Genomic DNA, 19,584 nt, shown 5'->3' with positions numbered 1-19,584 from the left:
CCCCTTATAAAAGATTCGTCGCTACAATGGTTGACGCCATGCCTAAAATCATACTCAAAGGAAAAGAGAATTCGCCGATGCTTTTCTTTCCAGTACGTTTCGCAAGTCCATCCAGCAAAAGAACTGAGACACCTGCTGTGACAGCCGCGATAATGCCAAGGGGATTAGCAACGTTCATCAAGAGCGGAACGCCCATTAAGGACAGCATTCCAATGAACAGCGCCCCAGTTGCGACGGCGAGGAACCCGCCAGAACTTCTGATGGAACGAAGTTTTTTGTCGTAGGATTTCAAAAGGAAGATGTTCAGAATTGGTCCAACGAGGATGGCAAGGGTCATGACCCATACAATACTGACGAATATCGATGAGTTGATACCCATGTCTCCAAGCCCGCTCAGTCCAAAGGATTTAATAGTCATATCCGCAGCCATGCTTTCGTAGATTGCAGAACCTATGACAGATAATCGAAGCCAAGGTATGTATTTTCCAAGCACAGGCATCAAGATCGCGAGTGTGATAATAATTGGCAGCGAAGGGATGATTGAAAATAGTGAGCTGTTAATAATGACTTTTTTTAAGGTCTTTTTAAAATTATTTTAAGCAATCCTGGAATTGACACAAGGCGGATCTATATTGATTTCGCCAATCGGATTGATTCCTTTGATGAGTTTAAGGATCGCTTCTGTCCGCCTATATATTCTGTCAGCTTAAGCGACTCCATTCATGAACAGACGCGCCTGCTTCTGAAAAACCATATTGAACTTTGGGAAAACGGACAAATTGATTTTTCTATTACGGCGTATGGACATTTTGTGCCTGAGCTCAAGGCAAGAGGCAACAAATTTTTGTTTCTAACTCCAACTGTGGAAACAGTGAGGAAATTAATTAATAGCCTGCTGGATGAGGTCAAGATTCAAAAACTCAACAATCGAAAAATGGTGGTTGGGAAAGTGAGTATAGAATCTAATGAACACAAAGAGGATAAACTTTTCCCTGCGGCTGCTTCTGATGATGAAATTGCTTTGTTGAAAACCAAGCTTAAAGGCTTTTTCAAAATGCATAAACTCGTGGATACAAGCCAGCAAATTGAGGATTATATTCAGCTTGAAATGCCCTATGAAGCCTATCTGTCCCTGTCAGATCACCTCCAAAGTTGTGCGCTTCTGACCTATCTGCAAAGATCTACAAGCCACACGGTTAAAATAGGCTGGGGCGCCGGACGCGAATATTTTCAAGCCAGAGAAAATTCTGAGAAAGCAAGCCGCCAGGCAAAGGCTTATAGAGGCAGCTGCAGTTTCTTTGTCAGCGAAGACCAAAGGGTGACCGGGCCGCTGGATCGATCCGGCACCATAACCTTTAAGGAAATGGCGAATGATGAAATCATGGAGTTGTCTGAGCGTCTTGGGATCCATAACATCAATCTTCAGAAAATCATTTCATATGCGTCAATACTTGGAATTAATAAGCTGTCCTCGGAAGATGTGGCAAACTGCCTATCCATTACAGTCAGGGGCGCGAACCGCATTTTAAATCAGATCGAGGAGAAAGCTTATGCCGGGATTATTCACGAAAAACGTGAAAATACAAAGGGTAGACCCAAAAAATATTATGAAATGACGTTTATTGACGGGCAGGGAAATTTTAAATCTTAGTTTCAATGGCGCCTGCACCATTTCCGTGCCTGGGAAAGCTCCGAAGATGAAACTGGGTGTCTGACACCGAGTTTCACTTTAAAATGTGATATGCGACTGTTAGAAAAAACGACCATCGGCAAAATTTTTGGGCATTACAAAGCCCAAAAGAATTTTTTTGCCGATGGTCGTCTAATTCCAACCAATTTTCGCGGAGGCTGACTTACAGACTGTCTCCAAAATCCGCCTTGAATTTCGCAACGAGCTGTTCCTGCCAATCCGATACCGGCTCCAGCTTGCCGAAGAAGAAGCGCAAGACGTTCGGTTCTTCGTAGAAGCGGAGGCCGCCGATCAGCGCTCGGTTTTCATACAGCCAGTGGATCCGGTCGAGGGCATAACTGACCTGAGAGAGGGTATAAACGCGTCTCGGAACAGCCAATCGCAGCAGTTCCATGGCAGACAACGGCTCGGTGCCGTCAGGGTTGCGCTGCTCCGACATGGTGCCGCGCTCCATGCCCCTAATGCCGCTGACTATGTAAAGGGCCGAAGCCAGCGCGCCGGCCGGGTATTCGTTTTGAGGGATATGGTCTACAAATCGCATAGCGTCCAGATGGCATCCAAGTCCCCCGGCAGGCGTGACCACCGGAATGCCTTTTTTGACGAGCTGATCGACCATGTAGGCTATGAATTGAGGCCCCTGGTTGATCATATCCATGTCCATGGTTTCCTCGAGACCCACAGCCATGGCTTCCATTTCCCTGACGGACATGCCGCCATAGGTCAGGAAACCTTCGTAGAGGGGGATGAGCGTCTGGAATTTCTTGAAGATGGCCTCGTCCTGGATCATGATGCCGCCGCCGCGGGCAAAGCTGAGCTTGCGCGCAGAGAAGTAGACAATGTCGCATAGCTCGGCCATTTTCCGTGTGATATCTCGGATGCTGAGATCCGCGCACTGCGGGTCTCTGATTTTCATGAAGTACAAGTTGTCGGACAGCAGACTGGCGTCGAGGACAAGTGGGATGTGATGGCTTCTGCAGATCCGGCTGACGTGGTCGAGGTTCTCAAGTGAGAAGGGCTGACCGCCAATGAGATTGGTGCCCGCTTCCATACGCACAAAGGCAATTTTTTCTGGGCCGTTCTCGGAGATGAGCCCACTCAGCTTATCCAGATCCATATTGCCCTTGAAGGGGTGATTGCTTTCGACTTCAATGCCTTCATCCATGAATATTTCTTCTACAACGCCGCCGTTTAGCACGATGTGGGCTTTAGTGGTGGTGAAGTGGTAATTCATAGGGACAATTGTTCCGGGTTTGACTAGGACCTGAGAAATGATGTTCTCACAGGCGCGGCCCTGGTGGGTTGGCAGGAAGTAATTCATGCCGAAAATTTCTTTGACTTTGCTTTCGAGTCTGAAATAGGTCTCGCTGCCGGCATAGCTGTCATCGGCTAAAAGCATGGCAGCTTGCTGGCGGTCGCTCATGGCGTTGACGCCGCTATCTGTCAGCATGTCCAGGAAAACGTCCCTGTTTTTCAGAAGGAAAGTGTTGTTGCCGGCTTCACGCATGGCTTCAAGCCGCTGATCGATCTCAGGGAGATAGAGCTTTTGAATTATTCTGACCTTGTGCATTTCCAGGGGAAGTTGTTCGCCGCTGAAAAATTTTACATTTGCCATTACTGACCACTCCTCATTTCGTGTTTTTGATGAAACTATGATAAAAATTCTGGTGTTTTGAATGTAAAAAGCCGTCCTTTGAAACTCTGTTAAAAGTTTCAAAGGACGGCTGATTGACCGTGGTACCACCTTTGTTTATCTGAGTCCCGGAGGGATTCAGATCTCAAGTGCCGAATGTCGCCATGCCTGAAGAAAGCTGACGAATCCTGCAAAAGCCTGTTAACGGGGCTCACCCGGTACTGTCTACTGAAGCGCCTAAATAGGCGTGCGCCCGTTCGAAGAACTGCTCGTGAGTGTATTCCTACCGCCTGTCCTGCACCTTTCACCATCCGGTTGCTCTCTCTAAGGCTTTAACGGTCGTACTCGTCTCATTCAATGCGTTTTATATTTTATAAAATTATAACCGGAGGGGTGATTGTTGTCAATAAAATTTCTGGTGTGTTTTTCGTACCTAGCGCGAGTTTCATTTTTCCGTATCTGGCACGAATTTCGGAACGGTGACGTACAATAAGTTTGAAAAGACTGAAATTACAGCGCTTCGGTGAAAGTAACTTCATTAAGTTCAATTGGCGTACCAGGTACGGAATTGGGTACGGAACTGGCGGAATTACGGTACTAAGTTTAAATTATGTGCCAGAATGACACGCATGCATAGGTTTACATAACACAAGTTTGGGTATCAATTCACATGAAAAAAGAACATTATTTTCGGTAAAGTAATGTCTCGAACACTAGTCAAACAGTCAATTTGATCATGTACAGGAATCGAATTGTCAGTGCAGTTTGCCGAACAACACACAAACATTTATTGGGACGCGATGATTTCAGGGATGTATTTGGACGCTTATCCCGTAGGAGCGAATAGCGAAACCGGCCTTTTGGCCGGTTTTTCCAATTGTGAAGGGGGAATCTTACTTATTAAATCATCTATGGAAAATATGAAGTGGATTTCTAAATGTGTAAATCTGAGACGTTTGCCCTTCAACTTTCAATCAAAGAAAATACTTGTTCAACACAAAAACAGTCTTCTAAATAACAGCCTGTAATAAGCAGCGGAACTTAATTAATCAATATCAGGAGGTGCATTTAAATGTCACGGCCAAGGTTCAGCCTCAAAATTCTTCTCAGCTTAGCAACCATTGTTGCCTTAGTGACAACATTCAACGCTTTTACCCTTGAAAACCGGGTAGAGGCAAGTGTTTCTACGCCAGTCTCATTTACTATTCTGCATACCAATGATTTTCATGGGCAGCTTGTGGCTGAGGGTACGATTCCGGGCGCAGCCAGAGTCGCCAATGTAATCAACGGGATTGTCACAGCCCGAGGCGCGGACAATGTTCTGCTGCTTGACGCCGGTGACGCCATGCAGGGCAGTCTTCTCAACAATATTCAAAAGGGATATCCAGTGATCCCGGTTTTCAACGCCATGGGTTATGATGCTATGACCATAGGCAATCATGACTACGACTGGGGACAGACGATACTGGAGGATCGCATCAATGATGCGGCGTTTCCATTGCTCAGTGCTAACATAGTTAATGGTGATCCTAATAGCTGGACACCGCCAACAGGCGTAGTACCTTACATTATCAAAACAGTTGGTTCCACAAATACTGCTGAAGTCGCCATTATTGGTGTTACTACTCAGGAAACTGGTGTACTTAACGCTCATTTGACGGGCGGTCTGACATTCAAGGATCCTGCGGAAGCCATTCTACACTACTATGATGCCATGGCAGCAGAAGCGGATGTTATTGTGGTACTGAGTCACTTAGGATTTAATGATGGCGGTTATGGCATAGGCGAGGATGTATATGGCGACAAAACATTGGCGCAAAAACTGATTGACGCTGGCAAGCCGGCGGATCTGATTCTGGGCGGTCACACCCATACCAATTTGACAGCCGCGACTAAAATTGGAGACACAACCATTGCTCAGGCTTATTATAATGGCCGTCGAGTCGGACGGGCGGATGTCACTGCTTTTCCAAACGGGACTGTAGGTGTGAGCTGGAGTAGTCTCATTATCGACGCTTCAGTGACTGTCGATCCAACCATTAATACTTTGGTCAACGGATTTGCCACAGATCCGGATTATTTAGATCTAATCAATCAGGATGTTGGATACACCAATGTTCCGCTGATGCTAAATTATAATGGAGATTCTATAATGGGCAGTTTCATTTGTGACGCTATTTTCAATGACCTAAATTCAGACATCGAGACTGGTAATGACGTGGATCTCGTCCTGAATAATCCAGGCAGCGAAAGAAAAGATTTGGAATATGTCAGTTACCCACATGCTATGTCTTATGGGGATCTCTTCAGTGTCCTGCCATTTGGCAATAGCCTGGTGGTCGGGGAAATGACTGGCGCTCAAATTTTGGATCTCCTCAATCAGAGCGCGACTCTGTTTAAGGGCGCCCTTCATACCTCCGGGGCAGAATATGCATTTTATAGTTATACAGATGGTTTGCCAGGTCCTCAGCCTTGGGCTTGGGGTGCTTTCGATGTCAAAATAAAAAATCGCACTAGTGGTGTTTTTGAACCTATTGTTTTGGATCAGGTTTATCGCGTCGCAACTAACGAGTTCCTCGCTCCAAGTGGTGGGGATGGATTTGAAGCTTTTAAGGAAATGAAAAATATCACTTATTGGGGTGATATGCTGAATGCTGTGATCCACTGGTCCAGTAATAATTACACTTTATCCAGCCCTTACAATGGTATTTTGGATGGCCGTATAACTCGGGAGGGTGACAATTCAGGCGGCAGTATCAAGCCTCTGACAATTCTCCATCATAATGACGCCCATGGCAATTTGACAAAAGGCGCCTATGTGGGCTATACACAGCTCGCGACGCTGATTCGTCAGCAGCGAGACCACAACCCGGGCAGGACCCTGCTGCTTAACGCTGGAGACAATCTCCAGGGCGATTCAATGATGTATTTCTTCAGAACTGCGCCACTTAGTTACACTGCAGATGGCACCGTGCTTACACCTCCATTGACCACGCACCCAATGATGGCCGCCATGAATGCCTTTGGTTATGATGCAATGACCCTGGGTGAGCATGAGTTCAATTTTGGCAGTGTGGTCACGACCAGTATTTTGCAGCAAGCGGAGTTTCCAATACTGGGCGCTAATGTTTCTGACGACGGCAGCTATGGATTAGACACAATCCCGGTTGCGCCATATGCTCAAAAGACACTGGATGGCATTGATGTCGCAATTTTGGGCATTACCAATCACCGAGTGCCTAAATTCGAACTTCCGGGCAACATTGAAGGGCTCACCTTCTCAGAACCTCTTGAAACCGCCCAGGATTTATCCGATGATCTCAGAGCCGGGAATGATGTCCTGATCGCATTGACCCATATTGGGTTCAACAGCAACGCGAATGCTGAAGTGGATGAAAACTCGGATCTCCTTATGGCAGAAACGGTCAGCGGTCTGGATGTCATTATAGGCGGCCACAGTCATACCAATCCAGCTATCGGTGCCGCAGACTACAGGTATTTGCCTGTACTGGTCAGTGGTCCGAACAACTCGCCGGTCATGGTCCATCAGGCTTACCGCTACAACAACACCTTAGGTGAAGTCATTCTGGGCCTTAGAGCGGATTCAGGCAATTATGAAGTCGTCAGCCGTACAGGCAGATTTCATAGTGTTACTCTGACCTCGCCGGAAGATTCTGAACTGGTGACGCTCCTTAATCCGTATCTATTACTGTTGAATGATTACTTAAATGATAGTATAGGATCAACTACCGTGCCGATTGACGCCCTGACCGCCTTCACCCAGGAAACTAACGCCGCGAATCTTCAGGCGGATGCTGCTGTTGCAAAACTAAACGCAGATGGCATAGCGGTTGACTTCTTCCTTGGCGGTGCCATGAGCAACCGAAAGATTGCCAATACAGCGACACCTACCACACCAGCTGATTTGAAAGTCTCTGATCTTTTCAGTCTCATGCCATACGAAAACTCGTTTGTTGTTCTGCAGATGAATGGGCCTCAATTGAAGGAGGTCCTTGAACGATCCTATCGTAACTACTACTATTACAAATATGTACCTGGGTACGGCGGCTATGCTTATTATGCGACAGGGATGCTGGATATCAGCATGGGCGGTGAAATAGTCTATCATGACGCATACCCTGAAATCTACGATCCTGAAGTCAATCATGTACTTTCACTGAAGTTGAATGGACAGGAAGTCGATTTTACAGACCCTGATACCTATTACAGCGTGGCCACAGTTAATTATCTGGCCATGGGCAACGTCAACTTCCACGATGAAGGCGTCAGCCTCTGGCCGCTTGCTCCAGTCACCGACGTAACGCAGTACTATGCGCGTGACGCTGTGATTGACTATATTAAAGCCATGGGCACAATTTCGCCTCAAATCGAGAATCGTTTGAGGTTTGTCACTGATTGGACACCTCCGATGGTTACTATTGAAGTTCCAACCCAAAACGCAGCCCTACAAGATGGTGTGACCTTCATTGCTGAAGCCACAGATGCAAGTGGTGTGGATGAATTTTGGTTCTATGTCCGCGATGCTGGCGGCAATGTCATAGATCCCGAATTCGAGGCTATGCAAGTGACCCGGAATAGTATTACAGGCATGTGGGAACTTCATTTTGATTCGTTGAGACTTCCGGATGGCTATTATGGCATACTTGCGAAAGCTGTAGATATCTACTCGAATGAAGGCTGGAGCGAATTGACAGCAGTTTCAATTCGTAACTGGGCGGCTATGACCATGCTTCCATCCTCAGCCAGTTACAAAGCCGGTCGCACTATGCCAATCAAATTCAGCCTCAACGTAGTAGAAGCCGCGGATCCTGAAATGCCTTTTGTCTACAATGAAGAACTTACCATTAAAATCTTTGACACTAAAAATCTCGTGACACCACTTCAAGTTTCGACCTTTGGTACGAAATCAACAGATTACAGAATTGAGCCAGATCTGCTCTATATCACGAACTTCGTGACTCCAAAGAAAGCATCCTCATATGAAGTGCAGATTTGGAGAACGGGAACAAACTTTATGATTGGCAGCTTCAATTTTACTACTACTAACAAATAATTACATTTCAAATCTGGTACGTATTTCGGAACAGTGACGTTATATAAATTTGAAAAGACTGCTATTACAGCGCTTCGGTTAAAGTAACTTCATTAAGTTCAATTGGCGTACCAAGTACGGAACTGAAGAGGATATGCCGATGGTCGACCATCGGCATATCCTCTTTGTAGTGAGAGCTTTGAATTGAGTGCTCTTTCGCTTTAGATCCTGTCAATCCAAGACTGCCTTCACAGCTTCTTCACATTCTTTTGCTATACTGAAATAAGAAGGTGATCTGTATGAGAAAAAAACTGAAGGGCTCAGATGTTGTCCTATTCAGCATGGTTGCTGTCATATTAATCTTAGGCGCTGTTCTGATTATGACCATGCCCAAGGCATTGTTAAATGAAGATAATTCGGTTGTGGCTGGACCTAAGCCGGAAGGAAACCCGCTCAAACTCCCGGCACTTCTTGAAGACCTGGATCCAGATCCTCTTGCTGCCAGATATGAACTGACGGCCGCACGGGGTGAAACACAATTCACCGGGAGCGGCTCAGCTCAGACCATGGGCTATAATGGCACATATCTTGGACCAATCCTACGCATGAGGAACGGAGAACGCGTAGAGATTCGAGTGAATAACGCGCTTGACGCGGCGACCACGGTTCACTGGCACGGCTTGATTGTGGACGGCGAACAGGATGGCGGGCCGCATCAGGGGATTTTGCCGGGTGATAGCTGGACGCCTGAGTTTGTGGTGGAACAACCATCGGCAACCCTATGGTATCATCCTCATTTGCAGGGGGAGACGGCAAATCAGGTCTATTTTGGCCTCGCGGGACTGATCTATATTGAGGATGACCAGGCGTCAGCGCTGCCGTTGCCGAAGATCTATGGCGTAGACGATTTTCCGCTGATTGTTCAGGACCGGAGCTTTAATGCGGACGGCGGGTTCAACTACCAAACCACCATGATGGGGGTTGTGCCTGGGGATCAGCTCATGGTCAATGGGACCCTTGCGCCGTATCTGGAGGTGCCGCGCGGGCTGGTGAGATTTCGACTCCTTAACGCGTCAAACGCGGTGAATTTTGATTTCACTTTAAGTGACGGCAGCGACTTGACGCAGATCGCATCCGATGGCGGGCTGCTGGAGGCGCCGGTGGTGAGGCGCAATATTGAGCTGGCGCCCGGAGAACGCGCTGAGGTGATTGTTGACTTCTCAAGCGGAAAAGAGCAAAGCGTCGATTTGATGGCAAATGGCGCTCCGGTGCTGGAATTCAGAGTTCAAAATGAATCAGCCGCCCAAACGACGCTGCCTTCAACATTGTCCTATCTGCTTCCGGGAACGTTTGACAATGTCAGTGATCTACCCGTCAGAGAATTTTATCTTGAAAGTATGGGCATCAGCGGTACGATAAATGGGAAGACTTATGATCTCCACAGAATTGACGAAGTGGTCAGTCTGAATACCCCGGAGGTTTGGGTGGTTAGGAACACTGGGGGGATGATGATGTCCACTGGCGGTCATCCGTTCCACATCCACAGTACGCAATTTCGCGTGATTTCCAGAAATGGCGAGACGCCTCCGCCTTGGGAGCAGGGATTCAAGGATACCGTCTTTGTGAGGGATGGCGAAGAAGTGAGGCTTCTTGTCAACTTTGCGCGTCCGGGTGTCTTTATGTACCATTGCCATATCCTGGAACACGAGGATAACGGGATGATGGGGCAGTTTCGCGTGGAATGAAACTCGGTGTCAGACACCCGGTTTCACAGAAATGTGAAGAGGATATACCGATGGTCGACCATCGGCATATCCTCTTTTATAGTCACGGATGATATCGGATGATTTTGGGGTAAAAATGAACTGTTAAACTACTTTGATGAGGGGAGGGCATCATAATGCTAAAAAAAGTCAAAGTTTTGCCTGAGACACTCGTGGGCAAAGCAGCGGTTATTTGTTTGGTGGCCTTCCTCCTGTTGGTTTCAATTTCCGGTTTAGCGAAGGACTTTCAAGCACAAGCCTTTGCCATTAGCCCTATTGGAGGGTTTTTCGAGCATATTATATTGCTCGTAGCCCTCAGCGCGTTAACAGCATCCACTTTATTGGGAATTTACGCCTTCTTCAAATTGAGGGATTACTCACTCCTTGTGGGAATTACAGCCTTGGTGGGGGCCGCGATGTTTATTTCACAGATCTGAGTGTAGGAAGTGGGGAGTATAGGCATGATAAAAAGAAATCCAAACCTGGCAGAGGAGATCAGCCTATGAATGATTTGCAGTTCATTAAAGAGCACGCGTCTTGTTATATTTGATACGCCAATTTGAAGGGGGAATAGTTATGACGGTAGAGACTATGTGGGCTGAATACATAAAGAATTGTGGCGAGTCGTTGTTGGCAACCCATAAAACCTATGAAGCGTGGCATTTTTGCAACAATGAGTTCGACGCCAATGAACTTGCTGTTTATTCATAACTTGTCTAGATATAATTTTGAACTGCTGGTGGGGATGGGGGAATGGGAACCATCGGCAGAAATTATCTTGTACTGTTTTTTAAGTGAGCACAAGGAGGAGAAGCCATGGAACGAAAAATTCAGAAGCAGGTCACAGGCTATAGAACACAGGATGGGGCTGGCGTCAGTCTGGTCAGAGTTTTAGGTGGTTCAACGGTTCAGGAGTTCGATCCAATTTTAATGCTCGATTCCTTCGACAGCATCAATCCTGAGGATTATATCGCCGGATTTCCTATGCATCCCCACAGGGGCATCGAGACGATCAGTTACATGTACCGTGGGAGAATGACCCACAGGGACAGCCTTGGCCATGAGGATACCATTGGAGACGGGGAAGTGCAGTGGATGACTGCGGGATCCGGAATTTTGCATGAGGAGAAGCTGCCTGCGTCCGAGCGGATGCTTGGCGTGCAGCTCTGGCTCAATCTGCCGGCCAAGGACAAAATGGTGCCGCCGGCGTATCACAGCATTAAAAATGCTGACATTGAAGAGATTGCGCTGGAAAACGGGAAACTGAGGCTTCTCGCGGGTGAGTATGAGGGAAGTAAAGGCTATCAGAGCCACTTTCTGCCGCTGGATTATTATGATGTTCATCTTAACCCCAATGCTTCAATTGTCTTGAAAACCGGCCGAGAGCGCTCGGTCATGGTGTTTACTTTGTTGGGAGACGCCTATGTTGGGGGTGAGCTGGTGAAGGAGAAGACGGCTGTGAAGCTGACGGCAGGAGATCGTGTTGAGCTCAAGGCAACGGATACAAACGCCCAAGTGTTGTTTGTGAGTTCGACGCGGTTGGAGGAGCCTGTCGTTTGGGGTGGTCCGATAGTCATGAACACCAAAGAAGAGCTGAATAAGGCATTTGACGATTTGAGAAGGGGCACTTTTTTGCAGCATGAGATTGCGTAGTAAAGAAATTTGGACAATTACAGAAACTGGGTGTCAGCGGCTTACGACTATCAATCCCCGGTTTCATTTCAAAAACAAAAGCTTTTGCCGATGGTTGTTTTAAATGACCATCTGCAAAAGCTTTTCATGTTACGCAGCGCTTCGATAAAACATGAGATCATTCACTCAAAATTCTATTGAAATGTAACTTAAGGTGCCATAGTCATAACTGCGGTGCAACAGTTTTGGTGCTGCGTTTTTTTGACCACTGCCCATGGCGATAAAGAGTGGCACGATATGCTCATTTCTTGGAATTGCCAGTTTTGAATGGGGCGCGAGGCTTTCGAATTTGAAAAGTGAATCTAGATCTTGTTTTTCAAGGTGCTCCAACAGCCAGTCGTCAAATTCAACGGCCCAGCCTTGAGTTTCATTGGAATTCCAATTGAGGGTTCCGAGGTTGTGAACGGTCGAGCCACTGCCAATAATCAAAATGTCTTCCTGTTTGAGTTCTTGAATGGCGCTGCCTATTTTGTACTGTTCCTCATAAGACAGCTTTGGATGGATTGAAACTTGGACCACCGGAATGTTTGCCTCTGGATACATTAACGCAAGGACATCCCATGAACCGTGATCAAGACCGCGTTCTGTGTTTAGTCGGGATGAGATCCCATGATTCGCCAAGCTGTTTTGCAGCAACGCAGCGACCTTTGTTGATCCTTTGGCAGGATAGTTAAAAGAATATAGCTCTTTTTGGAAGCCGCTAAAATCATAAATCATGTTGTAGGTCTCATCTGTGGATGAGATCGAGAGTGTTGGGCTTTCCCAGTGGGATGTAAAGATAACAATAGCCTTTGGCTGATAGCGTTTTCCAAGTGCTCTTAGGGACTGGGTATAATCGTTATCCAGAAGAATGAGGTTTGGTCCGCCGTGACAGACAAATATGGAGGGGATCATCTATTTCACTCCTGTCAATTTTTTGTAGTCTCTGAGGCTTATGGACACTCAGAGGGTGCACTGAGATTATGGTTGTTTGAACTGTTTACGCATTCCGAAACTGTTGAGTGAGTATATAAAAAATACTAACTTACTTTATGTAAGTATAATATAATAATCTACTTACTTTTGTCAACTAAATATGATAAAATAACTTCAGGAGATGATCGACTTGAAAAATAATGTATTATGCCCCAAGTTTGAAGCGGCTTTTGAACTATTAGGCAAACGCTGGACTGGATTGATCATTCAGGTCATGTTAAATGGGCCTAAAAGATTCAGCGATTTTCAGGAAGTCATTCCAAACCTCAGCCCGAGGATGCTTACGGAGCGACTTAAGGAGCTTGAGGAACATGGTGTGGTTGTGCGGCAGGTTTATCCCGAAATGCCGGTCAGAATTGAATACGAGTTGACGGATAAGGGGCGGGATCTCCAGAACGTTATGACAGAAGTACAGGCATGGGCCTCGAAATGGTCTAAGGAGTGAGAAGATGAGCAATGATTTTTACTATAGCATTTCCTTACCTTCCAATCTGGAAGAGGGGAGAAAGTACCCCGTCATCTATGCTATGCATGGCAGGGGCAGCAGTGAAAATGATATTGTCAGTTTGCTGCTGGCACTGAAAGAGGACTACATCATCATTGGAATCAGAGGCGCATTAGTGCTTAATTCAGGCTTTCAATATTTTACGATTAAAAGCATTGGCAACCCTGATCTGGATTCTTTGGAAAATGCAGTCGAGAGCCTAGAAAAATTTATTGCTGAAGTGCAAGCAGAATACCCCATTGATCCTTCCAGGCAATTTTTGTTTGGATTCAGTCAGGGTGCCATTTTAGCTATGGTGCTGTCTTTGAAAATGGGAAGCAATGTTAAGGGCATTGCTGCGCTAAATGGGTATATTCCAAAGCATTACAAAGAAAAGTTTTCAGGAAAATCTCTTGATGGCACTTCAGTTTTCATTGGTCATGGGGAACGTGATCAGATTTTTCCGATCAGCATAGGTCAGGAAAACTATGACTATTTCAACGAAAAGACTGAGAGCGTGACCTATAAGGTCTACCCTATTGGCCACTCGGTTTCACAGGAAGAAAAAAATGATGTTGTTGAGTGGTTTAGACTTAGAGCGAAAAATTGAATCATCCAAAATATGAGCGACCTTCCACTTCAAGATTGAAGTGGTGGGTCGCTCATTTGGTTCGACTATGGTGGAAGTGGGTGTTGGAAGTGGGTGTCAGACACCCGCTTCCATACACAAACCTGATTATAATGCAGCCTCACGTTATTCATATCCATCATAGGGTATAAATATCCTGGAAAGTTAATCCGAAAGGATGTGGTTTAGTAAACCACAACTCGTGTCACGAACATCTTGGCAACTTCCAAATATGAAGTTTTTGCCGGCTGGACCATCACGAAAGAGATGAGATGAATGAGAAAAATAGTACATGGCAAGATAGGTATGGCAACAGCATTACTTATTGTTCTGATGATGCTGCTGGGTTCGAGCATGAGTTTGGGCTTGGGCGCCAGCGAAAAAATTGACGTCCTCATTGGTTTTCACAATATGTCAGAGAGAGCCCAAAACCGGGCAATGGTTAGAGCTTTTGGCGGAGACATCTATGCAGAATTCAACCTTGTGGATGTCATTGCTGCCCGAATGACACCACAGCAAGCCGCGGCCTTAAGCAGGAATCCAAAGATTGATTACATTGAACTGGATGCTGAGGTCTATGCCCTTGAGCAGACGACACCATGGGGGATTGACCGGGTTTTCGGTGATGAAAGTTATTCGTTTCCAACCTGGGGCACCCCACCGGAGGTCATGAATAAGGGCGCCGGCATAGGCGTCGCAGTACTGGACACCGGGATCGATGTGGATCATGAGGATCTGAATGTGGTCGGGGGCAAACGATTCTATCTCAGAGGACTGACTCTGAGAAGTGATGATCAATATAATGACGTTTATGGTCATGGCACCCATGTTGCAGGGACAATTGCGGCTTTAGACAACGGATTGGGTGTTGTCGGCGTCGCGCCTGAAGTTAGCTTGTATGCAGTCAAAGTACTCGGCGACAATGGCAGCGGCTCGACTTCCGCAATTATTGCGGGGATTCAATGGGTCTGCGAGCAGAATAATATTTCCATTATCAATATGAGTTTGGGCAGCAGTTATTATTCCTCCACCTTTGACGCCGCTTGTAAAAAGGCTTACTTAGAGGAAGGCATCTTGATTGTCGCCTCTGCTGGGAACTCTGGAAATGATGCAGGTACAGGTGATACAGTGGGTTACCCTGCAAAATATGACTCAGTTATTGCGGTAGCTGCTTCAGACAGCAGCGATGATCGCGCCTATTTTTCAAGCACAGGCCCTGATGTTGATCTTATTGCTCCGGGCGTCAACATCATGAGCACCGTTCCAGACAGCCAGTATGAGGAAGGCTGGAGTGGCACGTCCATGGCATCGCCTCACGTAGCTGGGACTGCGGCGCTCGTATGGGCTGAGAATCCAATGATGAGTAATGGAGAGGTCTGGCAGATCCTGACGACAACAGCTGAGAATCTAAATCTTCCATTTGAACACCAAGGCAATGGCCTCGTCCGTGCGGACCGGGCTGTTGATGCGGTGTCCACGCCTGTGACACAGTTTACGCTGACCGTTGGCGTGGACGGATTGGGCACCACTTCACCTATAAGTGGCACCCATGTGTATAACGAAGGCTCAAGTGTAGCACTCAGTGCCACTCCTGCCGATGGTCACCTATTCGACAAGTGGGTCATCAATGGCACCGATTTTTTAACTAGCACTGTTAACGTGACTATGAATTCGAATATAACTGCGACGGCATATTTTAAAGAAGACGCGACGGTTCCCGTTACCGAGCTCAACGTTTCAATAACGAGTCCATCCAATTTAGCAGTCTATAAATGGAACGCACTGTTCTATATCACCGTTGAGGTGAAGGATCAAAATAGCTTGCCGGTCAGTGGGGCAAATGTAGCTATTGAAGTATGGAGTCCGGAACCAAATTCTACGCTTGTCAAACGTTACACCGGTGTCACCAGCGCATTGGGAGTATTTTCAGCGGCGCACAAAGTGGCCAACAAAGCACCAACTGGTGAATATACAATTAAAGCCACCGCTTCGTTGGCGGGTCTTGAACCAGTTGATGCAATACCTATCAAATTCAATGTGAGCGGCAAGTAATATTAAAGTGGAAGCGGGTGTCCGAGGTCTCTCAGACACCCGCTTCCGCTTTTTTTACATAACATTTGTCATTGACCACATTCTCAGATAAAATCAGAATGATATTTAAATGTCTGTTTGGATTTTTTATGGTCAAAGGATGGTGCGAATGGCACGTTATAAAAGCAGCGAAGCATGTGAGTTGGATGCTTATTTTAATCTGGTTTCCTTTGTGGTGGAGGTTGGGGAAGGGGAACCATCGGCAGAAGTACTGGAGTGGGCAGGTGTTTTCGAGCGGGACAAATTCGAGGCGCTGTACCGATTGGGATATCTGAGCCGGGAGAAGTGGTTTTCAGCCGGGCTCGAGTATCTGCACCAAGTAGCAGAGCTTCTGATCCGGAAAATCAGTCAACAGCCGGACCTGGAAGTGGACCGCGAGCTGATCGAGGTCGAGCTTTCGGGTGAAGAAGCGGCGCGGCTCAGGGACAGGCTGCCCTTTGTCAATGGCATGGAATTTGTGAACGAGGCTTGGCTCGAAAGGCTTTGGGAGAGGCTGCTGCAGGTATTCAAAAGGGAGATTCAGGTCTATGAGGGCTCGGTCAGCCGGTACTTTACGGAGCACAACGCGGGCATCAACGTTGCTGGGAGGGTCTTCTTTCATTTGGTCGAAAGCAAGGATGAGCGATTTCCGTTCGCGTTTATGGCGACTTATTCGACGAAGCCGGAGACGCGCAACCGGGCGGTGCACACGCCGCTGAAGCACGCCCTAGAGGAGTTCGAGGGGGATGAGAAAAGGCTGCTGGCCTTGATTTCCACCGTTATCAAGGCGGCGGACCGGAGCGCGTTTATTTCGGGGCTTATGGAAAGTGGGGAGTTGTTCTTGCCTCTCAGGCTGACAAGCGAGGAAGCTTATACTTTTTTGAAGGAGACCGCCCTGTATGAAGAGGCTGGGATTATGTGCCGCGTGCCGGACTGGTGGCGAAAGAAGAGCCGGATCGCTCAGGTATCCGTGACGGTGGGGGAAAAGTCGCCATCCAAAGTTGGAATGGACGCCATTTTGGATTTTGTGCCAGTCATGAAACTGGGCGACGACACGCTGACCGAAGCGGAGGTTCGGGCGTTTTTGGAGATGGCTGAAGGTTTGGTCCAGTATAAGGGGAAATGGGTGGAACTAGATAAGAAGCGTCTTGAGGCGGTGCTGCTGGCCTTTGAAAGGATTGAAGGGCAGTCAGGCCACGGGGGTCTGACCCTGAGTGACGCCATGAGAATGGAGCTCAGTCCCGAGAAACTGCTGGATGTGGCTGATAGCGAGGTCGAGGTGTCTATTTCCAACGGTCAGTGGCTCAGGACTCTCAAAGACAGCTTGGTGTTGCCGGTGTCCACAGAACCTGCCAAAGAAATTCCGACGTTTAAGGCATCGCTGAGGCCTTATCAGGAGACGGGCTACCAGTGGCTGAACCGGATGTCGCAATATGGCTTTGGGGCTTGTCTGGCAGACGACATGGGCCTCGGAAAAACGGTCCAGATGATCGCGTTCCTGGAGCATTACAGATTGAACGGGCGGTGTCAGACACTAAATGAAACTGGGTGTCAGACACCCAAAGACGAAACTGAGTGTCTGACACTCACTGACAATGGGGGCCAAACCCTGCTGGTGCTGCCGGCTTCATTGATTGGCAACTGGCAGAAGGAAATTGAAAAGTTCGCCCCGGAGATGCCTTATCAGATCCTGCATAAAAGCGATCTCAAGGGTAAAGGCAAACTCGAGATTGAGGAAGGAAAATTCCTGTACATCACAACTTATGGGATGGCCGTCAAAATGGAAGCCTTAAAGGAAAAACACTGGGATCTGTTGATTCTGGATGAAGCCCAGGCCATCAAGAATCCAGGCACGAAGCAGACCAAGGCCATCAAAGCGATTCCTGCAGGTATGCGCATTGCCATGACAGGCACCCCCATCGAGAACAGGTTGAGTGACTTGTGGTCGCTCTTTGACTTTCTCAATCAGGGCTTGCTCGGAACCTCCAAGGAGTTTGCGAAATTCGGAAAGAAGCTGGGTGAGGAAACTATGGGTTACACTAAACTCAGAAGGATGATACAGCCTTTCATTCTCAGGCGCTTGAAGACGGATAAATCCATTATCGCGGATCTGCCTGACAAACTCGAGATGAACGCCTATGCTGGGCTGTCGAAAAAGCAAGTGCTGCTCTACAAGCAGCTGGTTGAAGACGTGAAGACGAAACTGGAAACAGCCGAAGGAATCGAGCGCAAGGGTCTCGTCCTGGCCAGCATCATGAAACTCAAGCAGATCTGCAATCATCCGGACCAATATCTGGGTCAGGATGCGTTTAAGGAGGAGCACAGCGGGAAGTTCGAGCATTTAAGGGCGCTTTGCGAAACCATTCACGACAAGCACGAGAGGGTGCTGATCTTTACCCAGTTCAGGGAAATGACGGAGCCCTTGTCTGCATTCCTCAAGGAAATCTTTGGCAAGGAGGGATTGGTGCTGCACGGCGGGACTCCCGTCAAGCGTCGCAGCGAGATGGTCGAGCAGTTCAACGGCGAGCATTATGTGCCCTATATGGTACTGTCCCTGAAGGCGGGCGGCGTCGGACTCAACCTGACAGCGGCGAACCATGTCATCCATTTTGATAGGTGGTGGAATCCCGCCGTCGAAAACCAAGCCACAGACCGCGCCTTCCGAATCGGTCAGAACAAGAACGTCATGGTGCACAAGATGGTGACCAAGGGCACCGTCGAAGAAAAAATTGACGCCATCATAGAGGAAAAGCAAAAGCTCTCGGGTGAACTCTTACAAGAGACCAGCGGCGAGCAGTGGATCACGGAATACAGCAATGAGACACTGGTGGCCATGCTCAGTCTGGAGAGTGATGTCTCATGAGTTTCTATAATTATCGAAGGCCGGAAACGGTCGCTGAGAAAAAGGCCAAGGCTCAGAAGGGACTCCAAAAGCTGATGAAGCAGAATCCTGAGGCTGAGCCGGTGATCATCGAGGGACGGACCCTGGCCAGAACGTGGTGGGGCAAAGCCTGGAATGCCAACCTGGAGAGCTATGCGGATTACAGCAACAGGATTGGACGGGGCAAGAGCTACGTGAAGAGCAACACCGTCCTGGACCTTAAAATCACCAAAGGCCGCGTCGACGCACTGGTCCAGGGCAGCCGGTCGAAGCCCTACAAAGTGGAAATAAGCATCGACACCTTAAGCGACGACAAATGGGCGCAGATCACGTCGCTGTGCAATCATCAGATTGATTCCCTGGAACAGCTGGTCGAAGGCAAATTTCCAAAAGCGCTGGAGGTTCTGTTTCAGGACCGTAAGTATGGGTTGTTTCCATCCCCCAAGGAGATTCATTTTGACTGCAGCTGCCCGGACTGGGCCAGCATGTGTAAGCACGTGGCCGCGGTGCTTTACGGCGTCGGCGCCAGGCTGGACCAGAACCCCATGTTGTTCTTCGAACTCAGGCATTTAGACGGACGGGAACTGGTGAAAAAGTCCATGGAGGCCAAGCTGGAAAGCATGCTGAAGAATGCCGGGAAGAAGAGCGAGCGGGAAATCCAAGCGGAAGAGTTGGAAGACCACTTTGGATTAGAGTTGTAAAGCAATAATTAATTAAA

The 19,584-nt window shown here is 47.7% G+C and carries 14 protein-coding genes, 1 pseudogene and 1 other annotated feature; of the genes and pseudogenes, 11 read left to right on the top strand and 4 right to left on the bottom strand.

Going from position 1 to position 19,584, the window contains the following annotated elements; all coding sequences use genetic code 11:
* Positions 1-4: 4 nt before the first annotated feature.
* Positions 5-574, bottom strand: a pseudogene (locus tag AC4PHM_RS05410) (DUF5058 family protein); the annotation flags it as partial.
* Between the two features lie 375 nt (positions 575-949).
* Here AC4PHM_RS05410 and AC4PHM_RS05405 point away from each other — a divergent pair.
* Positions 950-1,651 (top strand): hypothetical protein, encoded by a 702-nt coding sequence (locus tag AC4PHM_RS05405; RefSeq protein WP_492019890.1) that lies wholly within the window; start codon positions 950-952, stop codon positions 1,649-1,651.
* Positions 1,652-1,853: 202 nt separating this feature from the next.
* Here the strand turns inward: AC4PHM_RS05405 and AC4PHM_RS05400 are convergent, their stop codons facing one another.
* Positions 1,854-3,302: a tryptophanase gene (locus AC4PHM_RS05400; protein WP_492019889.1), complete on the bottom strand. Its 1,449-nt coding sequence runs from the start codon at positions 3,300-3,302 to the stop codon at positions 1,854-1,856.
* A gap of 98 nt (positions 3,303-3,400) precedes the next feature.
* Positions 3,401-3,687: a binding site (T-box leader), on the bottom strand.
* A gap of 705 nt (positions 3,688-4,392) precedes the next feature.
* Between AC4PHM_RS05400 and AC4PHM_RS05395 the strand changes: the two genes are divergently transcribed.
* Positions 4,393-8,394 carry a 5'-nucleotidase C-terminal domain-containing protein gene (locus AC4PHM_RS05395; protein WP_492019888.1) on the top strand — a complete coding sequence of 1,334 codons (4,002 nt, stop codon included), beginning with the start codon at positions 4,393-4,395 and terminating at the stop codon, positions 8,392-8,394.
* Between the two features lie 64 nt (positions 8,395-8,458).
* On the opposite strand, the gene AC4PHM_RS05390 is transcribed toward AC4PHM_RS05395, so the two are convergent.
* The gene (locus AC4PHM_RS05390; RefSeq protein WP_291405804.1) at positions 8,459-8,608 is read right to left on the bottom strand and encodes a hypothetical protein; all 150 of its coding nucleotides are present in this window, start codon (positions 8,606-8,608) and stop codon (positions 8,459-8,461) included.
* A gap of 64 nt (positions 8,609-8,672) precedes the next feature.
* On the opposite strand from AC4PHM_RS05390, the gene AC4PHM_RS05385 reads away from it, so the two are divergent.
* The 4 genes from AC4PHM_RS05385 (at position 8,673) to AC4PHM_RS05370 (ending at position 11,789) form a co-directional block, all read left to right on the top strand.
* The gene (locus AC4PHM_RS05385; protein ID WP_492019887.1) at positions 8,673-10,118 is read left to right on the top strand and encodes a multicopper oxidase family protein; all 1,446 of its coding nucleotides are present in this window, start codon (positions 8,673-8,675) and stop codon (positions 10,116-10,118) included.
* 155 nt (positions 10,119-10,273) lie between these two features.
* Complete coding sequence (locus AC4PHM_RS05380) at positions 10,274-10,573, top strand: hypothetical protein (protein WP_291405799.1); 300 nt, start codon at positions 10,274-10,276, stop codon at positions 10,571-10,573.
* Positions 10,574-10,712: 139 nt separating this feature from the next.
* On the top strand, positions 10,713-10,847 hold the full coding sequence (locus AC4PHM_RS05375) for an ASCH domain-containing protein (protein ID WP_291405797.1): 135 nt from the start codon (positions 10,713-10,715) through the stop codon (positions 10,845-10,847).
* A gap of 105 nt (positions 10,848-10,952) precedes the next feature.
* Positions 10,953-11,789 carry a pirin family protein gene (locus AC4PHM_RS05370; RefSeq protein ID WP_492019886.1) on the top strand — a complete coding sequence of 279 codons (837 nt, stop codon included), beginning with the start codon at positions 10,953-10,955 and terminating at the stop codon, positions 11,787-11,789.
* 165 nt (positions 11,790-11,954) lie between these two features.
* On the opposite strand, the gene AC4PHM_RS05365 is transcribed toward AC4PHM_RS05370, so the two are convergent.
* Positions 11,955-12,722, bottom strand: coding sequence for a DODA-type extradiol aromatic ring-opening family dioxygenase (locus AC4PHM_RS05365; RefSeq protein ID WP_492019885.1), 768 nt, complete (start codon positions 12,720-12,722; stop codon positions 11,955-11,957).
* Positions 12,723-12,933: 211 nt separating this feature from the next.
* Here AC4PHM_RS05365 and AC4PHM_RS05360 point away from each other — a divergent pair, with 211 nt between their 5' ends.
* The 5 genes from AC4PHM_RS05360 (at position 12,934) to AC4PHM_RS05340 (ending at position 19,567) form a co-directional block, all read left to right on the top strand.
* On the top strand, positions 12,934-13,248 hold the full coding sequence (locus tag AC4PHM_RS05360) for a winged helix-turn-helix transcriptional regulator (protein ID WP_291405791.1): 315 nt from the start codon (positions 12,934-12,936) through the stop codon (positions 13,246-13,248).
* Positions 13,249-13,252: 4 nt separating this feature from the next.
* Entirely contained in the window at positions 13,253-13,897 is a 645-nt protein-coding gene (locus AC4PHM_RS05355) for an alpha/beta hydrolase (RefSeq protein ID WP_291405789.1), read from the top strand.
* A 294-nt stretch (positions 13,898-14,191) separates the two neighbouring features.
* The gene (locus AC4PHM_RS05350; RefSeq protein WP_492019882.1) at positions 14,192-15,967 is read left to right on the top strand and encodes a S8 family peptidase; all 1,776 of its coding nucleotides are present in this window, start codon (positions 14,192-14,194) and stop codon (positions 15,965-15,967) included.
* Between the two features lie 148 nt (positions 15,968-16,115).
* Positions 16,116-18,848 (top strand): DEAD/DEAH box helicase, encoded by a 2,733-nt coding sequence (locus tag AC4PHM_RS05345; protein WP_492019881.1) that lies wholly within the window; start codon positions 16,116-16,118, stop codon positions 18,846-18,848.
* Positions 18,845-19,567, top strand: a complete 723-nt coding sequence (locus tag AC4PHM_RS05340) for an SWIM zinc finger family protein (RefSeq protein WP_492019880.1) — start codon at positions 18,845-18,847, stop codon at positions 19,565-19,567. The genes AC4PHM_RS05345 and AC4PHM_RS05340 overlap by 4 nt, the downstream gene beginning before the upstream one ends.
* Positions 19,568-19,584: the final 17 nt, after the last annotated feature.

The organism is Acidaminobacter sp. QWL-03, assembly GCF_058683855.1.
This window is presented reverse-complemented; position numbering and strand designations above follow the sequence as displayed.